The 17,457-nt window shown below is 57.7% G+C and carries 16 protein-coding genes and 1 pseudogene; 3 read left to right on the top strand and 14 right to left on the bottom strand.

The window, feature by feature from the left end:
• Positions 1 to 96: 96 nt before the first annotated feature.
• The 11 genes and pseudogenes from Ga0074115_RS14555 to Ga0074115_RS14505 form a co-directional block, all read right to left on the bottom strand.
• A pseudogene (locus Ga0074115_RS14555) lies at positions 97 to 432 on the bottom strand (type VI secretion system ATPase TssH); the annotation flags it as partial.
• Between the two features lie 227 nt (positions 433 to 659).
• Positions 660 to 1,688 (bottom strand): type VI secretion system baseplate subunit TssG, encoded by a 1,029-nt coding sequence (tssG, locus tag Ga0074115_RS14550; protein WP_060528665.1) that lies wholly within the window; start codon positions 1,686 to 1,688, stop codon positions 660 to 662.
• Complete coding sequence (gene tssF / locus Ga0074115_RS14545; RefSeq protein WP_057957301.1) at positions 1,652 to 3,520, bottom strand: type VI secretion system baseplate subunit TssF; 1,869 nt, start codon at positions 3,518 to 3,520, stop codon at positions 1,652 to 1,654. The genes tssG and tssF overlap by 37 nt, the downstream gene beginning before the upstream one ends.
• Positions 3,520 to 4,035 carry a type VI secretion system baseplate subunit TssE gene (gene tssE / locus Ga0074115_RS14540; protein ID WP_057957302.1) on the bottom strand — a complete coding sequence of 172 codons (516 nt, stop codon included), beginning with the start codon at positions 4,033 to 4,035 and terminating at the stop codon, positions 3,520 to 3,522. Before tssE ends, tssF begins: the two co-directional genes overlap by 1 nt.
• Positions 4,036 to 4,050: 15 nt before the next feature.
• Positions 4,051 to 4,878, bottom strand: coding sequence for a type VI secretion system accessory protein TagJ (locus Ga0074115_RS14535; protein ID WP_060528664.1), 828 nt, complete (start codon positions 4,876 to 4,878; stop codon positions 4,051 to 4,053).
• Between the two features lie 115 nt (positions 4,879 to 4,993).
• On the bottom strand, positions 4,994 to 5,479 hold the full coding sequence (locus tag Ga0074115_RS14530; RefSeq protein ID WP_057957339.1) for an Hcp family type VI secretion system effector: 486 nt from the start codon (positions 5,477 to 5,479) through the stop codon (positions 4,994 to 4,996).
• Between the two features lie 106 nt (positions 5,480 to 5,585).
• Positions 5,586 to 7,082 (bottom strand): type VI secretion system contractile sheath large subunit, encoded by a 1,497-nt coding sequence (tssC, locus tag Ga0074115_RS14525; RefSeq protein WP_060528663.1) that lies wholly within the window; start codon positions 7,080 to 7,082, stop codon positions 5,586 to 5,588.
• Between the two features lie 3 nt (positions 7,083 to 7,085).
• Positions 7,086 to 7,613 carry a type VI secretion system contractile sheath small subunit gene (tssB, locus tag Ga0074115_RS14520; RefSeq protein WP_060528662.1) on the bottom strand — a complete coding sequence of 176 codons (528 nt, stop codon included), beginning with the start codon at positions 7,611 to 7,613 and terminating at the stop codon, positions 7,086 to 7,088.
• Positions 7,614 to 7,651: 38 nt separating this feature from the next.
• Positions 7,652 to 8,785: a type VI secretion system protein TssA gene (tssA, locus tag Ga0074115_RS14515; protein WP_232433132.1), complete on the bottom strand. Its 1,134-nt coding sequence runs from the start codon at positions 8,783 to 8,785 to the stop codon at positions 7,652 to 7,654.
• Between the two features lie 195 nt (positions 8,786 to 8,980).
• Positions 8,981 to 9,721: a DUF6931 family protein gene (locus Ga0074115_RS17325; protein WP_057957235.1), complete on the bottom strand. Its 741-nt coding sequence runs from the start codon at positions 9,719 to 9,721 to the stop codon at positions 8,981 to 8,983.
• A gap of 14 nt (positions 9,722 to 9,735) precedes the next feature.
• Positions 9,736 to 11,775: a type VI secretion system Vgr family protein gene (locus tag Ga0074115_RS14505; RefSeq protein ID WP_232433131.1), complete on the bottom strand. Its 2,040-nt coding sequence runs from the start codon at positions 11,773 to 11,775 to the stop codon at positions 9,736 to 9,738.
• A 126-nt stretch (positions 11,776 to 11,901) separates the two neighbouring features.
• On the opposite strand from Ga0074115_RS14505, the gene Ga0074115_RS14500 reads away from it, so the two are divergent.
• The 3 genes from Ga0074115_RS14500 (at position 11,902) to Ga0074115_RS14490 (ending at position 14,684) form a co-directional block, all read left to right on the top strand.
• On the top strand, positions 11,902 to 13,422 hold the full coding sequence (locus tag Ga0074115_RS14500; RefSeq protein ID WP_087959793.1) for a type VI secretion system contractile sheath domain-containing protein: 1,521 nt from the start codon (positions 11,902 to 11,904) through the stop codon (positions 13,420 to 13,422).
• 50 nt (positions 13,423 to 13,472) lie between these two features.
• A complete protein-coding gene (locus Ga0074115_RS14495) occupies positions 13,473 to 14,084 on the top strand; it encodes a hypothetical protein (RefSeq protein ID WP_057957229.1) in 612 nt (203 codons plus the stop codon).
• Between the two features lie 156 nt (positions 14,085 to 14,240).
• Positions 14,241 to 14,684 (top strand): DcrB/PsbP domain-containing protein, encoded by a 444-nt coding sequence (locus Ga0074115_RS14490; RefSeq protein ID WP_057957228.1) that lies wholly within the window; start codon positions 14,241 to 14,243, stop codon positions 14,682 to 14,684.
• A gap of 63 nt (positions 14,685 to 14,747) precedes the next feature.
• Here the strand turns inward: Ga0074115_RS14490 and Ga0074115_RS14485 are convergent, their stop codons facing one another.
• Genes Ga0074115_RS14485 through Ga0074115_RS14475 form a run of 3 tightly spaced genes read right to left on the bottom strand, consistent with a single transcriptional unit; the run spans position 14,748 to position 17,255 of the window.
• Complete coding sequence (locus Ga0074115_RS14485; protein WP_057957227.1) at positions 14,748 to 15,842, bottom strand: class I SAM-dependent methyltransferase; 1,095 nt, start codon at positions 15,840 to 15,842, stop codon at positions 14,748 to 14,750.
• A gap of 13 nt (positions 15,843 to 15,855) precedes the next feature.
• Complete coding sequence (locus Ga0074115_RS15960) at positions 15,856 to 16,239, bottom strand: PAAR domain-containing protein (protein WP_082626947.1); 384 nt, start codon at positions 16,237 to 16,239, stop codon at positions 15,856 to 15,858.
• Positions 16,240 to 16,283: 44 nt separating this feature from the next.
• Complete coding sequence (locus Ga0074115_RS14475; protein ID WP_267887579.1) at positions 16,284 to 17,255, bottom strand: CsgG/HfaB family protein; 972 nt, start codon at positions 17,253 to 17,255, stop codon at positions 16,284 to 16,286.
• Positions 17,256 to 17,457: the final 202 nt, after the last annotated feature.

Raw genomic sequence — 17,457 nt, 5'->3', positions numbered from 1 at the left:
CGCACTTCGCTGATTAAGAGTTTCTTCCGCATGTCAGATACAAAGTATATTTTGGCAAGTTCAAAAATAGACTGCCAATACTTTCGGAACGATTAATACCTGGGACTCTCCGAACATCAGGGTTCCGTAGAGCCAGCCACGTTCCACAGCCTCCTCGATGTGCGCCGAGAGGTCGGAGATGGAAGTGGAGCCTCGGGGCAGGCTGTCCAGAGTCGCGGTGATATCTCTGGCCAGATGGGAGGGTTCCAGACTGAAGTACTTGACGATGTGGTGGATATCGGTGTCTTTCAGTTGCAGGATCTGGTGAATCCAGTGTACCAGCTCAACGTAGGGATTGCCCCGCATCTTACAAAAGACGGTAGCGCTTTCGATGGACTTGTAGCCGACGCTGTTGAGTTTGCCGAACAGGGCGGTACGACTGATTTCAGACATCCTTACATCCCCTTTGTTGTCTTCCTGAAGGTCTTAGTCTCTGGAAAGGTGATTAAGGAACGCAAACAATGCGGAGACGCGTAAAGAACGCCAAGTTAATAAATTATTCTCTGCACTCCTCGCGTTTTTTTGCGTACGTTTTGATCTGCTTTAACGTTTCCAGATGGTTACTCCTTAAGCACATCGGTTTGAGATACCTACAAAAAGTATAGTTGGCCCCCATTGCGTCACGGCTTGAAAAAGGGGTTGAGCATCAGGTCACGAGGATCTTCTGTCGGTGGTTCTATGGACAGACAGGTGGTCCAGCCCAACTGCCCTTCTCTGCCCAGCCGGATCGGTGGCACCTGCTCCTTTTTCAGGATCAGGTTCAGATCCCAGTGCAGTTCATCACCGACATAGTTCTTCACGATGGCTGTCAGGCGCTTGAAACTCTCGCCGCCGGGCAGCATACGCCGGTAGTCATCGAGTTCGAGCGGCCCCAACACGATGCGGAACTTGTGCTGACAATCCCACACCTGGGCACCGATGACGGCGGTCATGCCCAGGCTGCCGGTCTCCGGGGATTCGCCGAGCCGGCAGCGGGTATCTTCTGGCAGGGTCATCCAGTGTCCCACGAACTGCTCGATGGACACCGGTAGCCGGAAAAATCCCGTGAGAATGGATTGCAGACCGTCCGCATTGTGGACCTGGTTGGAGATCCAACCCGCGTAGTGCAGCTTCGCCAGGTCGGGCATGTCGTCTCGCCCGCGCAGCGATGGCATGCCGTAACCGCAGGTGGCGCCCAGGTAGGTGGCGAAGCGGTCCTGCTCCGGTCGATCGTGATTGACCGCTGGTTGGGCGTTGGCCCAGGCTCGGTAGAAGAGCGAGAGAAAGCGATGATGAAACAGGTCGGCGAAGCGGCTGAAGGTGGGGTCGTCCGCGTTGCGCACCCGGTCCCGGGCGTATTCGGTTAGGTGCAGGGGGAGAGGGGCGTTGGGTCCGAACAGGCCGAAGAACAATACCTCCATGCGTGGGCGCCGACCCTCTTTACCGGGGATGAAGCTGGAGATGGTGGAGGGAGCGAACGCCAAGGAGGCCTCCTGTCCCAGCCGGATCGCATCGTCCGCGGGGCGCAGGGATTCGCCGAGTCGGGGAGTCCCCGGGTGGTAGGCTTCGAACGCTCGCATGGCCCAGTAGAAGTCGTAGGTGTACGGCTTCTGAGCGAGGCTCTGCTGTAGCGCTAGAGCAAGTGTCGCTGTCCGGTGCGTAACGGCCATCGCATGATCTCGCCGCGATCCGTGGTGCGGATGACGGTCTGGGTGAATGCGTTGAGGGAGACATAGCGGGCAAAAAATCGCTCCATAATCGCGCCCAACAGGAATACGCCGGTGCCTTCGAATTCGTCCTCGTTCAGGGTCAGGGTGATCTCCAGGCCGCGGCCGAAGGCGATCGGCCCCGGCACTGGAACGCGGCGGATGGTCGGTTTGGAGGTAATGCTCTTGAGACCGCCGATCTGTTTGCGTAGCGCCGCTTCACTGATGTCGCTGTAGAGGCTCATCAATTCCCTCAGGGCTGCCGCACCTTGGGCCTCATCGTTGTCGATTAACGAGAGGTAGTTGAGTGACAGGTGACTGACCAGCCGCCAGGTGGTGTCGCCCTCCGCCCAAGAGGGACGGGGGCGGGTGGGGCCGGAGACGACCCGCACACTCCCGAAGGGGCCTCCGCTCTCCAGAGTGAAGTCGGTGGTGCCTTTGCCCACCGGCATCTGTAGTGGAAGATCCCGGTTGGTGCAGAGGGTGGAGATGCCCAACTGCCGCAGGTCCGGGTGGTAGGGCGCTTCTGTTGCATCCACCAGAGTGATGAATACCTCGCTGCCGATGTAACTCGAGCGTGGCCCGTTGCGCCGCTGGCGGGAGGAGATGACCCGCGGATCACGCCTCTGGATGAAAAAACCCTCGTCGGTCTGCTGCGCAGCCAAATCATGGGAGGCATAAAACGGTAGGAACTCCTGTTCCGCCTTGGCGCCAGTACCGTAGCCGGTGACGCCGGTGACCGAATAGACTTCGTAGTCCAGTGGCCGGGTCCGATCTGGTACCAGATGGTGTTCGTGTTCGCTGTGGGTCAGATGGATGCGGTCGCACTGTTTGGGGAAGAGGTTGACCGCCGGTGTACAGAAGAGAACGAAATTGTCTGCGTTGACCACCTTTTCCAGATAGGCATCACTGCGGTTGAACAGGATGATCAGTTCGATCTCATCGTGTGGGCAGCGTTTGAAGGCGGGTGCCAGGCCCGTCAGCTCGACAAACATGAAGCGTGCGGGAAAGGCAAAGTATTCGTGCAGCAGGCGGTATCCTTCGAAGGAGCGGTCGGTGAAAGGCAGCAGGGCCTCGCTGTCGTCGAATCCCAGCTGTCTGATCGATTGCCGGTCGATGACCTCCTGCCAAGGTGCGGGACGGCTGATGGGGCGCGCCACTACCGCCACTGCGTTGCCCAGGAGCTGCTCATAGAGGTGCATGGGGAGTTCGTCCGCTCCTTGCAGGTAGAACGGCAGGCTTTCCAGAGCCAGCTTGTCGCAACTGAGTCCTGCGGTGACCCGCAAGCGCAGTCGAATGCCCGCCTTGGCTTTCGGCAGATCAGGCAGGCCGATGCCGGCAAGAGACCGCAGATAGGTGGCGTCGGTCAGCTCCAGCGGCCAGAGGGTCGTCTCTCTGACGGTGCGGTACTCACAGGCGGTCTGGTCGTGTTCTCCCAACAGGCTGCGCATGGCGCTGTCCCGGGGCAGGATGAAGCCGTCTGCCAAGCCCCCTTCCGTAAGGTCAGGCTGAAACCGCACCACCGCCATGGAGGGCGTCGGCGACAGATAGTGAGGGTAGACCGCTTCCAGCAGGTGTTGGGTGAAGCGGGGAAATTCGGCGTCGAGCTTGAGCTGGATGCGGCCGGCGAGAAAAGCAAAACCTTCGAGCAGGCGCTCCACATAGGGGTCGGCGCACTCGAAACCCTCGAGGCCGAGCCGACCGGCGATCTTGGGAAACTCTTTGGCGAATTCGCCGCCCATCTCTCGGATGAACTGCAGCTCCCGATTATAGTATTGCAGCAATCGCGGATCCATCAGCCCCTGCCTCTGTCGGAATAGTCGGAGACGGTGACACTACCGATCTCCAGGTCGATCTCGGTCTTCATGTACATATGCAGCGGCACCGGTTCCGCCCACAGTTCGCCTTCGATGTCGAAAGTCATGGCGTTGTGGCTCATGCGGCTCTCGGCCACCAGGAGTTTGACTCTGACGCTGTTCTTGAGCAGGCGGGGCTCGAAGTCGATGATCGCCTGGCGCAACAAGCGTTCCAGTGCGGGCACGTCGACGCTGGAGGCGGTATGGCCGGCAAAATCGGGAACCCCGTAATTGAGTACCGAGCGTGCGACGTTCGGATAGTCATCGAGATTCTGGGTAGCCGTCAGATTCACCGTGTTGAGTAACCATTCCAGATCCCGCAGCACGCTCTTCCGAAGTTTCTGGATCGAGAGTACCCGCTGATCGCGGGACTCGTTCTTTTTGTCCGGGTGGTTGTCGGTCAACCGGTCCAGCAGGGACGGTTGCAGACGTTCTTTTTGGGTGAGTTCAGCCAAGGTATGTCGAACCCGTCAGGCCTCTTCCTCTGACGTCGGCTCCGCAGGCCCTTCCGCAGTGTTGAGGTTGATCTCGCGGATATTCATCAGGGGAAATTCGCCGCCGTCGGTGGCCAGCATACGCTGCCCCAAACCCAGATAGAGATCTGAACCGGCGTCGATCCACTCAGTCTTGTGGCTCAGTCGGATCTGCGGGTCTTTGCTGGCAAACGAGCCGGGATAGCGGGTGGGAATCAGTCCTGCTGCCTCACCGCCGTTGGCCCAGGTGAAGTAGGCGGGCATCCAGACCAGATCACGTAGGTCTTCGGGCTCCTCGATGTTGATGCGGCGGATCTGCTGCATGGGCACCCAGTAGTAGCGCCCGTTGACCACCGCTTCGAGGATGGGGCCAAGGCGGGGGTCCGCATCGGCGATCCATTCGAAGGGTTGGCCGTCGAGGGTGCCGCCGATGGCGGGAGCTGCCTCGAAGGCCTGATTTCGTATGGTCTGGGATTCGGCGTGGTTGCCCTCCGCACCGAGGCGCAAGGCCTCGATCATCAGGGCCACCCACTGTGGGGGTTCGCCGAACAGCAGGGGAGAGCGCTTGCCGGCGAAGATCTCCTCCCGCAGCACCTCGCAACGGATCGCTTCGCGGTAGGTCTGCACCATGGCCAGGGTGCCGTCATCCAGGTCAGCCACCACACTCAGTTGGTTGAGAGCCCGCTCCCAACTGCCCATGATCGATAGCAGTTGGAACAGGAAGGTTCTGTATTCGGCCTTGGCGGGCGCCTTGCGCACCTGATCCTGGAGCTGTGCCAGGGCCTCATTGAGATTGCCGTCGCGCAGGGATTGTTGCGCCAACATATTTACACCCCGATCAATTCAGCGAAGGGGCACTGATTTACCGCCTTCGAGGTCAGGAATAGACAGCCCAGGCAATGGACAAAGCCGCCGTGTAGAGGCGGCAAACAGAGTGCTGTTATTCAGTATTGCCTGCGATGTCGAAGGTAAAGTCGACCGTACCTCCCTCTTTCCCGCCTTTTTGATCCTGCGGCTGGTATTCATACTTCAGCTTGGCGAAGTTCAGGGTTACATTTTCAGTCAGCCGGTCTTCACCACCACTGCCGCCCGCCGATACTGAGGTCACGATGACATCTTTCATTGAGAATACGACGTACTCCAGAGGGTTTTTGCCGCCTGCCTTACGCACCGTCAGCTTGGCTTCATCCACCTGCTCTCCGAAAGCACAATACTTGTAGAGCAGTGGTGTGGATTTGTCCACGTACTTGGTAAATGACAGATCCTGAACGGATACCTTGCCGCCGCCACCGCCACCACCCATGTGCATGGTGCCGGTTTGGCTCATACCCCAGCTCCAAGCGAGTACATCGATCTCGCCTTTGTGTACCTTGTCATGTGACTCACCTTCGATGTCGCCAATTTTGAGAAACATGTCAACAGCCATGATAGCTCTCCTTAACGTTCAACGTGTTTTATCTGACATCGTTCGGGTGCCGGTGATATGGCAGATTATTGCCAAACCCTCATAGTCGGTATCCGGCGATATCGCCTTACCCAGCTTTAGCTGATGGCAGTTTCGATACCAAGCGTAGCGAAACTGTCAGGCCTTCCAGTTGGTAATGGGGGCGTAGGTAGAATTTTGAGGTGTAGTACCCCGGATTTCCCTCTACGTCTTCAATCACCACTTCCGCAGCCGCCAGTGGATGTTCCGCCTTGGTGGTCTCGGATGAGTGTGCTGGATCTCCGTCCACATACTGCAGGATCCAGTCCTGCAGCCAGCGCTGCATTTCATCCCGTTCCTTGAACGAGCCCACTTTGTCGCGCACGATGCATTTCAGATAGTGCGCGAAGCGGCAGGTTGCGAACAGATAGGGCAGACGCGCTGCCAGGTTGGCGTTAGCGGTGGCGTCGGGATCATCGTATTCCCCTGGTTTCTGGAACGACTGGGCACCAATGAAGGCAGCAAAGTCGGTGTTTTTTTTATGCACCAGCGGCATAAAACCGTTCTTGGCCAGTTCGGCTTCCCGCCGGTCGCTGATAGCGATCTCGGTGGGGCACTTCATATCCACTCCACCGTCGTCGGTGGGGAAGGTGTGTGCCGGCAGGCCTTCCACTGCGCCGCCAGATTCGATGCCGCGGATGCGGGAACACCAGCCGTACATCTTGAACGAACGGTTGATGTTCACCGCCATTGCGTAGGCGGCGTTGGCCCAAGTGTACTTATTGTGGTCGGCGTTGCCGGTCTCTTCCTCAAAATCGAACTCGTCCACCGGGTCGGTCTTCGCGCCGTATGGCAAACGGGAGAGGAAACGGGGCATGGCGAGACCGATGTATTTGGCGTCTTCGGACTCCCGCAACGAATTCCAGGCTGCATACTCCGGGGTTTGAAAGATCTTGGTCAGGTCGCGAGGGTTGCTCAGCTCCTGCCAGGAGTCCATCTGCATAGAGGTAGGTGAAGCCCCGGCGATGAAGGGCGCGTGAATCGCGGCGGCGATCTTGGTCATCTCACCCAGAAGCTCCACATCGGGAGCGCTTTGGTCGAAGTGGTAGTCACCCACCAGGCAGCCGTAGGGTTCACCGCCAAACTGGCCGAACTCTTCTTCATAGAGTTTCTTGAAGATGGGGCTCTGGTCCCAGGCGGTGCCTTTGTACTTTTTCAGGGTCTTGTGCAGATCTTTTTTCGAGATGTTCATGACACGGATCTTGAGCATCTCATCAGTTTCGGTGTTGTTGACCAGATGGTGCAGGCCGCGCCAGGCGCCTTCGACTTTCTGGAAATCCTCATGGTGCAGGATCTGGTTGACCTGTTCGGTGAGGCGTTTGTCGATCTCGGCGATCATCTCCCGAATGGTGATAGTGATGTCGGCCGACACGGTGACAGAGGAGGCGATGGCCTGCTCCGCCAAGGTCTGTACGGCATGCTCCACCTCTTCGCGGGCGCGGTCCGATTTTGGGCGGATCTCCTGATTCAGCAGTGACGCAAAATCACTGGCCTCCAGGGGTTCTGCTGCGGCTTGTGCTTGTACGTCTTTTTCCAGCTCTGCCATGGTTTAACCCTCCTCTTCCTCTGCTGCGGTCTCATCGCCCCCGAGCTTTGGTGCCGAGGCCAGGGATTGCAGCAGGGCAGGATCGTTCAGGGCCTTGGCGATGAGTTCCTCGGCGCCCGCCTTGCCGTCCATATAGGTCATCAGATTGGCGAGTTGGGTGCGCGCTTGCAGCAGCTCGTTCAGGGCGCCTACCTTGCGTGCCACCGCCGCCGGGGAGAAATCGTCCATGCTCTCGAAGGTGAGATCCACGCTGATGCTGCCTTCGCCAGTCAGGGTGTTGGGCACCTGGAAGGCTGCCCGAGGTTTCATCGACTTGAGACGGTCGTCGAAGTTGTCGACATCAATTTCCAGCATCTTGCGCTCGGCCACCGGGGGCAGCGCTTCTTCAGGCTTGCCGGAGAGGTCGGCCATGACGCCCATGATGAAGGGGAGTTGCACCTTCTTTTCGGCACCATAGACCTCTACGTCGTATTCAATCTGCACGCGCGGTGCGCGGTTCTTGGCTATGAATTTCTGACTGCTTTGGACCATTGGTTGCCTCCAGATTCGTTATTTAGCTGACACTGCATTTACCAATCGTTTTGGGATGCCTCTGACTCCTCTTCTTTTTCCGGGCCTCGAAATAGGTCAATCTGGTTCATGGCATCTGGTGCCATATTCTTGATGATCTCAACGAAATCGAGAGAGACAAGTCTTTTTGCCCGTTTCATCAGGATAGGAATCGGGCTGGAGGGTTCGTTTCGGTTGTAGTATTCGATGATCTTGTCCAAGGCACGTGTTACATCCATCCGGGTGTTGATGCTTCCGCTCAGTGCTGGGGCACCTGAAGCGGAGGGTGCTGCACCTTCTTCGCTGGGCACGTCGACATTCGTCCCCTCCTCAGCCCCGACGCCACGCGCTTGCAGTTGTCCCTTCAGAACCTGTTGTGCCTCTTTGAACGAATTCACCAGATCGGAGAGGCTGATGGCATTGGTTGTGCCGACCTGTTCTGTGATGAAGGCTTCGAGTTCGGTCAGGTGATCAATGGATTCGGCCACCGCATCGGCGGTCGCTTGCAGTTCCTCCAAGTCGGCATCCAGAAAGGCGGCGTTGATTCGGGTCATGTCCACCGCGTCGGCGTCATTCAACGGTTCCAGTTCACCAGTGGCGATGGCGTAATCCCGCAGGCCGAACCGTCCCAGCATTCGGGAACTGACCAGGGGCGCCTTACTCAGAGGGGTCAACATGGTGGCGCTGTCGGTCAGTGCACTGATCGCGTTGATACGCATGGTGGGATCATTGTTGTCCTCTGCGTCGAGTCGGGGGTGAATCTGCTCCCAGTTTTGCTTGACCAAGCCATGCAGGAGTTTGATTCCGTTGGTGGCGCCCTCATAGCCTTCGGTGTGGAGGGCGGCACGGATGAGATAGGTGAGGATGCGGATGTCTTTGGTGCGGGAAAGGAGCTCTATGGAGGCGTTTTGCACCGCCTGCCAGTCGGGCTCCTCCGCCTCTATGATAGAGTCCCCGACCTGCTGCTCCGCCCGACCCGCGGCCAATCGTTCCAATTCTATGAAACCGGGATCGTACTCCAAGTCTTCACCACATGAGCTATCAGCTGATATCTCTTGCAGGAGGCCTTTTACGTCGATCGCACTTGTCATCGGCCGGTGTCCAGTTTTTCCTCTCCCACCGCCGCAACCTTCTCTGTAAGGTTTACGGCGCATCCTTGTCTGCTTATAAACAAACCTTGTAGTTTTATTCCCTTACTCTTTGTGTAGCATACTCTTCAGACCCCTGCAATCAATCGAAAAAGAAAGTAATTCTTTCCCGATGGAAGGCTGCGCGTAGTTTGCTGGACGCCAATTTGGAGATTCCATTCCTCTTGCCAAACAAATGATTATCTTATTTTTTGAAAGTTGTTATTGAGTTTTTCCAGGTGCCAGCAGAGGCCTTTCGCTATTGACGGGTATGCTGATTTTTTTCTTTGCTGGCCCGCCTGGTGATTGGGATTTTTGGCAGAAAAATCGTCTAATAAAGGTTCCGGGGTCAAACGTCTTATTAGGGGCGGATAGCCGAATCAGGAGTCCTTTCCGCCACCTCCATTGGCAATATCGATCGCTTGGCTGATGTAGGTGCGGTATCTGTCGTTCGCCAGTTCTGGCGCCTTGTGATAGGCCGCCAGCACCATGGCCCCCCAGACCATCTTGCCGGTAATGCCGGCGGGGGGGGGGGACCGGGTGCAGGTCGGCGGGTGCGATATTTTCCCCGCTCCAGTAGGCGGAGGCCGCGGCGAACCCGGCGGGGGTGTCGAGTCCGGCCGTCTCCGCGATATCCATCAGGGTACGGCGGCACTCTTCAGTCGGTTTGTAGACCCACTGTTCGGTCAGAGTGAGCGCCTTCATCTCGGCCTCGGAGGTTGATTCGTCGACCACGCTGTGTGCCGCCAGGCAGGCCAGCCAGACCGCCTCGCGTTTGGGCAGGGCGAAAGCGAGAAAGCGGGCGGCATCGGCCAAGTATGCGTGGTCTATCAGGGTTTGCAGGAATTGGGCCGGTGTCTGGTCCTCCTGCAGCAGGAGCGTCACTTCTTCGTCGAGGTCGAAAGAGAGACAGACCTCGTTGGCAGTGGCGGCTTGGACCTTGTCTAGTTTGATCGCTTCCATTGAATCGCCGTCGCCTAGTTGATCTTGGTCAGCCCGCCCTTGAGGGTCAGGATGCCGTCCCCTGTCACCGTGGTCATGGGGCTCTTCGCATCGAGCGTGCCATCGGCGCTGATCGCGATCTGCGGGGATTTTATAGTGACCTTGGCGGGCTCGATCTTGATACTGCTGGCGCCGACCTTCAGCTCGATCGATTTGGATGCCTTGATGACGACAGTACTGGAGGCCTTGATGGTGCAATCCTTGGTCTTTAAATCGATGGATGAGGCAGATTTGTTGACTGTTTTTTTGGTCTCCATTTCGATGGAGTTACCGGTCTTCATGAGGTGGCTGCCGGAGGTGATCTCCACCTTCTGATCCCCGCTCTCCACCAGCAAGATGTCATCGCCCTTGGTGATGGTGGTGTTCCGCTTGCCCTTTTTGATCTTGAGGACGTCGTCACCTTCCTCAATCGTTACCGTGCGGTGGTTGTGTATGGTTCGGGTCTGGTCGTGGCCGACGTTTAGGGTGTCGTCGTTCTCCACCATGCGCTTGAAGTCCTTTTCTGCATGGAAGGAGACCTCTTCCTCACCTTTCTTGTCCTCGAAGCGCAGTTCGTTGAAGTTGTCGTCACTGCCTTGTTTGGTGCTGCGGCTCTTGATGCCGGACTGGGTCTTGTTGGTAGGCAGGGCATAGGGTGGCAGGTTCTCCCCATTGTAGACCCGGCCGGTGATGATCGGCCGGTCCGGATCGCCCTCCAGAAAGTCGACTATCACCTCCTGGCCGATACGGGGCAGAAATACACCGCCCCACTGTTTGCCGGCCCAGCTCTGGGAGACCCGGACCCAGCAGGAGCTGTTTTCGTCCAGCGTGCCCTCCCGGTCCCAGTGGAACTGCACCTTGACCCGGCCCAGCTTATCGGTGTGGACCTCCTCGCCCTTGGGACCGACCACAAAAGCAGTTTGCGGCCCTTGCACCACGGGTTTCGGCGTCAGTCGGGGGGCACGATACTGGCGGGTACGGTCGATGCAGCTGAACTGGCAGCTGTAGACGGTGCCGCCGGTGTCGCCACCACCGCTGACATAGACATCCGACTTGATCTGGTAGGTGGCGGATGTGATCAGGTATTCCCGATTCTGATCCTCCCGCGGGAAGTTCTCCAGCTCGAACAACTCGCCCACACCGACCCGTCGGCAGTTACTCGTCGCCTCTGCCACGATATGGGGGGTCTGCAGCTCTTCCAACCGGATCTGGGCGTAGGTCTCACCCTCGCCCGGCTCGCTGTACTCCCCGGGATAATCGTAGATCTCACCGTCGGCGGCCTGATGGCTCGCTGGGTTGGAGAGGCGTGCCTCCAACTCCGTCTTTGGCTTCTCATAGTTGTAATCGTCGGTGACGAATTTACCCGGACGCACCTCCGAGGCCACATACCATTCGTCGATGAACTCCTCTTCGCGCCGCACGTTTTCCTGGGGGGGGAAATAGGGGATGGTGCCCACGCTGTTGTGGGAGCTGACCGAATCGGTCATGGCGAGAAAGTGACGGTTGTCCTGGTGGTGGAAATAGAAGTAGATGCCCTCCTGCTCCAACAGGCGGCAGATGAAGTTGAAATCGGTCTCACGATACTGGACACAGTATCTCCAGGTGCGGTATCTGCCACTGCTGAGACTGAATTCAAAATCGGAGAAGCCGTTTTTCCGCAGCACCTGCGCCACGATGTCGGGCACGGTCATCTCCTGGAAGATGCGGCAGTCGGAGGTCCGGGTCAGGCTCCACAGCCAGGGCCGTAGGCTGGCCCGATAGCGGTAGTAGCGGTCCTGGGTGCCCGCGTAGCTGAAACGGCTGACCAGGCCGTTGAAAAAACGGTCCTTGTTCTCTTCGGTCTCCAGACGGACGGTGACACTCTGCCCCAGCATATCGTTGAGGTCGATGTCACTTCGCTCGCTGAGCAACTCTAGCTCGTACTCGAAGAGTTGGCTCATCTCCTCGCTGGCGCTCATGCTCATGAATGCCAACGTATCCCCGCCAAGGGGGGTGGAGACGGACACGCTCCTCTCGGATTGTGTGATGTCAGACACCTGGCAACTCTCCCTGCACTGTCCATTCTGAGTCTAGCTGATTTTGCTTCCATTTCCCCCACGCTGCTAAGCCCCGTCGGGAGAACGCTACACTAAAGACAGGAGATCAGTGGGGAGTATTGACCGATGGCTGCACACATGGAATTTGAGTTTGGTCTTCGCGGTAGTGGCGCAGCGCCTCAGCGCAAACCGGCTTCGGTTATGCGTATCCTGTTGATGGGGAATTTCAGCGGTTACGCCGAAGCAGCCGGACCACTGGATAGACGTGCTATTCGGCAGGTGGACGTGGACAATTTCGAGCAGCTGATGGCTCGTTATGCGCCGAGTGTGAGCCTACAGCTTAGCGAGGGTGAGCATGCCCGGGTCGATCTCTCCTTCAGCGAACTGGGGGATTTTCATCCAGATAGCCTGTTTCAGCGACTCGATCTCTTCAAGGGGCTGCGTCAACTGCGTGGCAGATTGCTGGATGCGAACATGTTTTCCGCCGCTGCAGCCGAACTCCGGCGCGAAGCCTCAGTTGTCGGCCTATCATCGGCCACCGAAGAAACAGCCGATGCTTTGCTCTCGCCCGAGCCAGAAGGGGATATGTTCGAGCGCCTGCTCGGCCGGGAAGCCAGTACGCCAGCCACAAGAGAAGCCGTGCCCAAGGCGGGGATCGAACAGTTTATCCAGCATGTTGTCGCCGCGCACATCGTGCCGGAGGCTGATCCTCAACAGGCGGCCTACGTCGCCTCGGTGGATGACGCCATTAGCGAGCAGATGCGAAGCCTGCTGCATGCGCCCGGGTTCCAGGCGCTAGAGGCCATCTGGCAGTCATTGCACCGCCTGGTCACTGGCGTGGAGACCAACGAGAGCTTGAAGCTCTACACACTCGACCTCACCAAGGTTGAACTGCTGGCCGACCTCGCCAGTGCGGATGATACCCCTGAGAAGTGCTCGCTTTACCAGTTGCTGGTGGAGCAGGGGATCGGGAGTGCGGGTGGCGAACCCTGGTCGGTGCTGGCGGGTGACTTTATCTTCGATGCGGGAGAAGAGGATATCACTGCGTTGCATGCCATGGGGCAATTGGCTGCTCAGGCGGGTGGTCCGTTTCTCGCTACGGCGTCTCCCCAACTGCTTGGTTGCGACACCATCACTGAGCCGGTGGAGAAGTGGGCCGGACTGGAGGGGGCAGCGGCGCAGCACTGGCAGGCGTTGCGCCAGAGCGCCGCGGCTCGCTGGCTCGGACTAGCGCTGCCACGGCCGTTGTTGCGACTGCCCTACGGCAAGGGGAGCGAGGAGATCGACAGCTTCGCCTTCGAGGAGAACCCGCTACCGCCAGGAAAACACGAAGACTATCTATGGGGCAGCCCGGTCTTTGCCTGCGCTCAATTGTTGGCGGACGCGTTCATCGAACGGGGCTGGGCCATGGAGCCCGGCGACCGCCTCGATATCGAAGACCTGCCTGCCTACACCTTCGAGTTTGACGGCGAGCGTCAGATGTTGCCCTGTGCCGAGGCCTGGATCAGCGAGCGGGCAGGGGAGGTGATATTACAACAGGGCATAATGCCGCTGCTCAGTTACCGCAATCGTAATGCGGTCAGGGTAATGCGGTTTCAGGCGTTGGCATTTTCGCCAATGATTCTATTTGGACCATGGAATGAATAGCACTTCTGTTTAACTTACAACTTAATAAGGTTAGTACAGAGGAGAAGGTGATGCGGTTAACTGATGATAATCACTTTAGTCGGCTTTGCGTCAATAGCGATTATTTCGATATTTTTGCGCATAAACAGATGCTAGACGGCATGATTGAGCAGACAGTCGAGGAGGTTGATCTACCTCCGAGACAAATGATTTTTCGTTTTTCCAGTACACTACAGGAAGAGTTTCCAGCATCATGTGATAAGGGTAGCGGCTCTTACGATGAATCGGCAATGAATAAATTCCTCATCAAAGTTAGTCAAGATAAAGTGTCAAAGCGGCGTATAGCTGGGTGCTGGTGGCTACGCGATGCGCACATGGCAAACCTGAAATTTTTCTCCTTCGAAGATAATATTCCGCTTTCAGCAGTAGCTCGCAAGGCCCTGATCATAAAAAACAAGTGGAGTAATGTGGACTATCTGGTGTGTGCACGGGTGAAACCAGGGATTTGGTTGGGGGCTTATGAAGGAAAAGGGCGTGAACAATTTGAAACGCTAAAGGATGGAAGCAGGAAGCATTGGCCGGAAAATCCCGATATGGAGCAACTTTATATTCCAGGGCTCGAATCGCTGCCTAATATTCATGCTTGGTTGGTTCTGGATCACGTTCAGATGATAAGAACCTGAATATTGGCCAGATTTGTACTCAATAAAAAGACTTTCTTGCCTCTCTGCTCATATGAATTGGTTCATGTTAAAAAATAAAGGGGAACCCATTGCTAACTGTTGACTATTCTATCAAGGCAGGATTATTACGAATGCGTCAGTAAGGAGGTGAGTGTCATGCCCAAGTTTCAGGGTTCCGGCTTCGCCATTGAATTTCCTGAGCAGTGTATCGATGCCTCGGTCTATACTTTCGCCTTTCCAGCGATGGGTAATGACTCACCCTACATGACGATTCGGGTAGAGAAGCGATCCGAGGCACCGGATCTCAAGGCACTGGTGAATCAGGAGATGGAAGCCCTGAGTGATAAGGTCGAGGCGTTCCAACTCATCAGCCAGGCTGTCGGTAAGCGTTCGGGAGCCGATGGCATCATGAGCATCTGCGAATGGGGAGAGGGGCCGGCGCGGGTACGGCAGAAACTGTTGCTCATGCTGCAGTGCGGTGAAACCGTCCACCTCTACAAACTGTCCGCGATCTCCCTGGCTGCTAACCAAGTTGCCACCGATCCCCTGTTCGATCAGCTATTTCGCAGTTTTACGCCGAACGCGATACAACTGCCTTGAAGGGTTTGTGGGCCTTTCATCTCTGCAGATTTTGCGCTGTTTTCAGCTTTATACAAGTAGTAATCAGGCGTCTGTTTCAACCGATAGTGCGGTTACGAGGTGGGCGCGGTACTGCATAATGCTACGGTCGTGGATGCGGGTGTGCCAGGGGAAATTGGTGATCTCGTTGGTGAGTTGCATCCCTTTTACTGACTGGGGGTGGGCTTCGGGGGTCAGCAACGACCTCAGTAAGGGTTCTGCCGCACCTGCGTTGGATCCTCGCTGGGAGTGGCCGCCGATCCAACTTTCGAGGGGAGTCACAGCTGGCGACCAGTCGTAGGGTGTCGCCATGATCATGGCCCCACTGGAGCGCAGGCTGCGAGCCGTCTCTTCCAGCAGGGCCGTTGGGGAATTGACCGAGTCCACAAGCTGCAATCCGACCGCCAGGCCGAAGGTTGCATCGGCAAAGGGTAGCTCAAGCGCATCACACGCCCAGAAATCGACCCGTTCCGCATCGGTCACCGGCACCGGAAACTCCCGCTGGTCGTAGACGATACCGATCCGGCGCCGAGGATAGCTGACTGTCCCCTCCCGTAAGACCCGTTGGGCCAGCTGCAACAGGGAGAAGTTTTTGTCGATGCCAATCACAAGCCCGTTGGTGTGAAGGGCAAGTTCAAAGGTGGCGCCACCCACTGCACAGCCCAGATCGATGGCCGGTCCTTCCGGTATCCGTGGCAGCAACTCCATTCCGGCGCTGAGGCAACGTTTTACCGCACCGGGCGACACACCCTGCTGGGACTCGGGCTCTGCGGGATCGTACTTCCCATAGGCGTCCCAGGTGTAGGTGCTCAGGTATTGGCGGTTGCTGTCGAAGGGGGTGCCCGGTCCCGCTGCATCGCCGAGCATCGATGCCATCACGGGTGAGAGGTCGCTACGCAGAGTGAGATAGAACAGATTGTCGGCGAGATACTGGCGGACATTGGGGACGATTATAGGGATGCCGTCGATGATCGGGTATTCCAGCTGGCAGGCAGGGTTGGAGCAGTGGAGGATGCCCTCGATGACCTGCTCCTGCAGCTGCTGCTCCACGGTTGCCACCACCAGTGGATGCGCCTGGGCCGACTTCAGCCGGCACCGGGGGCAGATCGGGGCGAGGGCTTCAAAATGGCTCAGGCGCAACGGGTGATCCGCCTCAGCCGATCAGGACTGTGGGACAACAGGGCGGCAGAACCTTGCCTACCGGGCTGGGTATCGGTGCCACACAACCCGGGTGAGCGGTCATGTCTCCCATGCGTGCCGCCGGTAGGTTGCCGATAAGCACGGTAAATGAACCCATCGAGATCATGCCGGGGCCGTTGGGGATGCAGCCGGGGAGGGCGCAGGGGGCGGTCATGTCGGTAACCCGGGCTGCAGGCATGCCCCCGATCAGCACGGTTGGCTCGCCCTTGACGATCGCCAGGGGCAATGGGGGGTGGGGCACTGGGGTGGGGACCGGTGCCGGCGGGTGGATTGGAGCGTGGCAATGAGGCGCCTGCTGGATGACCTGATCCCCCATTCTCGCCGCTGGATTGCCCATGGTTTCTATCGTCCTGTGTCAGTCTGCTTCAGCACCCATCCTGATCAGAAGAGTGAATCGTCGTCGGATGAATCACTGGAACTCTTTTTGCTGTCGCCGCCGAAGAACCCGCTTTTCTCCTTTGGCGGTGTCCAGGAAGCCGCGAATTTCAGCGGTTCCGCTTCACGCTGGGAGACCACCTTGTCGCCACGCTTGATGCGCGGGGCCTTGAGTCGGCCCGTCGGTTTGGCAATGGAGTATTTCTCCTTCGCCGCAGTGATCTTGATCGTACCGATCAACTCCTCCTCGCCACCCAGTGAGATGCCAGTCTCCGGATCGATCAGTTGTTCGCCGATACGCACTAAGTCCAGAGTCTCGCCGGGTTTCACCGAACCTTCACCTAGGTTGAGATAGATTTTGTTGCCCTTGACCTTGATCACCGAACCCGTGGTGGGCGAGGTGCCGGTCTGTTTAACTAGCCCATAGACGCCCCGGTTGATGGTGGAGATCACCGCCTGACCGATGGGGGTCTTGGCGTACTTGGACATGAAGCCCCCCAGCCCGCCGCCGCCGGTTACGCCCAGCCCGCCAAAGGTGAGCCCGGACTCATGCAGTTCGGCCTCCACCTGGTCGGTGTAGATGATCTCACTGGTTTCCGCGTTGATCAGGCGGAAGTTCATGCCCAGCACCGCCTTCGACTCCTTAATTGCGAGGGCCCCCAGCAGGGCGCCGGCACTGCCGCCCACCAGGCCGCCGAGGCCGCCGCCTTTCTGTTCCACTCCTGCCTCATAGTGGGTGATCACCGCCTGAAACAGGTATTGAGCGCCGAGCACCTTGCCGATCTTTGCCGCGGAAGGTTTGGCGATGCGCCCGGTGGCCCCCAGATCCTGTTCTTTCAGGGCCTTGTCCAGCACCTTGCGCTCCACTAGGCGAAAACGCTTGGTCTTGTGCATGGTGTCCATCAGCATCGCCTCGATGCCCTGGACCGGAACGCCGCCGCTACTGGTGGCTGCATTATTAAGTGTAGGTGCCGCCAGGGCCGCTGACGCTGACTGTCTGGCTGGAAGAGTTGTTTTCCACCGGTAGCACGCCGATACGGGTCTTCTTGCCGCTGTATCTGCCCCACTCCAGGTTGACTAGGTATTAATCGTTCCGAAAGTATTGGCAGTCTATTTTTGAACTTGCCAAAATATACTTTGTATCTGACATGCGGAAGAAACTCTTAATCAGCGAAGTGCG

It is taken from the genome of endosymbiont of Ridgeia piscesae (assembly GCF_001443665.1).
In the GTDB taxonomy this organism is placed as follows: Bacteria; Pseudomonadota; Gammaproteobacteria; order Chromatiales; family Chromatiaceae; genus Endoriftia; species Endoriftia persephonae.
Note: the sequence above shows the minus strand (reverse complement) of the source record. Positions and strands in the feature narration are given on the sequence as shown.

Bases quoted from the DNA above. Each gene is read 5' to 3' on its own strand.
- tssG (WP_060528665.1), bottom strand. From the start codon at position 1,688: ATGGCCGTTACGCACCGGACAGCGACACTTGCTCTAGCGCTACAGCAG.
- tssF (WP_057957301.1), bottom strand. From the start codon at position 3,520: ATGGATCCGCGATTGCTGCAATACTATAATCGGGAGCTGCAGTTCATC.
- Ga0074115_RS14535 (WP_060528664.1), bottom strand. From the start codon at position 4,878: ATGTTGGCGCAACAATCCCTGCGCGACGGCAATCTCAATGAGGCCCTG.
- Ga0074115_RS14530 (WP_057957339.1), bottom strand. From the start codon at position 5,479: ATGGCTGTTGACATGTTTCTCAAAATTGGCGACATCGAAGGTGAGTCA.
- tssC (WP_060528663.1), bottom strand. From the start codon at position 7,082: ATGGCAGAGCTGGAAAAAGACGTACAAGCACAAGCCGCAGCAGAACCC.
- tssB (WP_060528662.1), bottom strand. From the start codon at position 7,613: ATGGTCCAAAGCAGTCAGAAATTCATAGCCAAGAACCGCGCACCGCGC.
- tssA (WP_232433132.1), bottom strand. From the start codon at position 8,785: ATGCGCCGTAAACCTTACAGAGAAGGTTGCGGCGGTGGGAGAGGAAAA.
- Ga0074115_RS17325 (WP_057957235.1), bottom strand. From the start codon at position 9,721: ATGGAAGCGATCAAACTAGACAAGGTCCAAGCCGCCACTGCCAACGAG.
- Ga0074115_RS14500 (WP_087959793.1), top strand. From the start codon at position 11,902: ATGGCTGCACACATGGAATTTGAGTTTGGTCTTCGCGGTAGTGGCGCA.
- Ga0074115_RS14495 (WP_057957229.1), top strand. From the start codon at position 13,473: ATGCGGTTAACTGATGATAATCACTTTAGTCGGCTTTGCGTCAATAGC.
- Ga0074115_RS14490 (WP_057957228.1), top strand. From the start codon at position 14,241: ATGCCCAAGTTTCAGGGTTCCGGCTTCGCCATTGAATTTCCTGAGCAG.
- Ga0074115_RS15960 (WP_082626947.1), bottom strand. From the start codon at position 16,239: ATGGGCAATCCAGCGGCGAGAATGGGGGATCAGGTCATCCAGCAGGCG.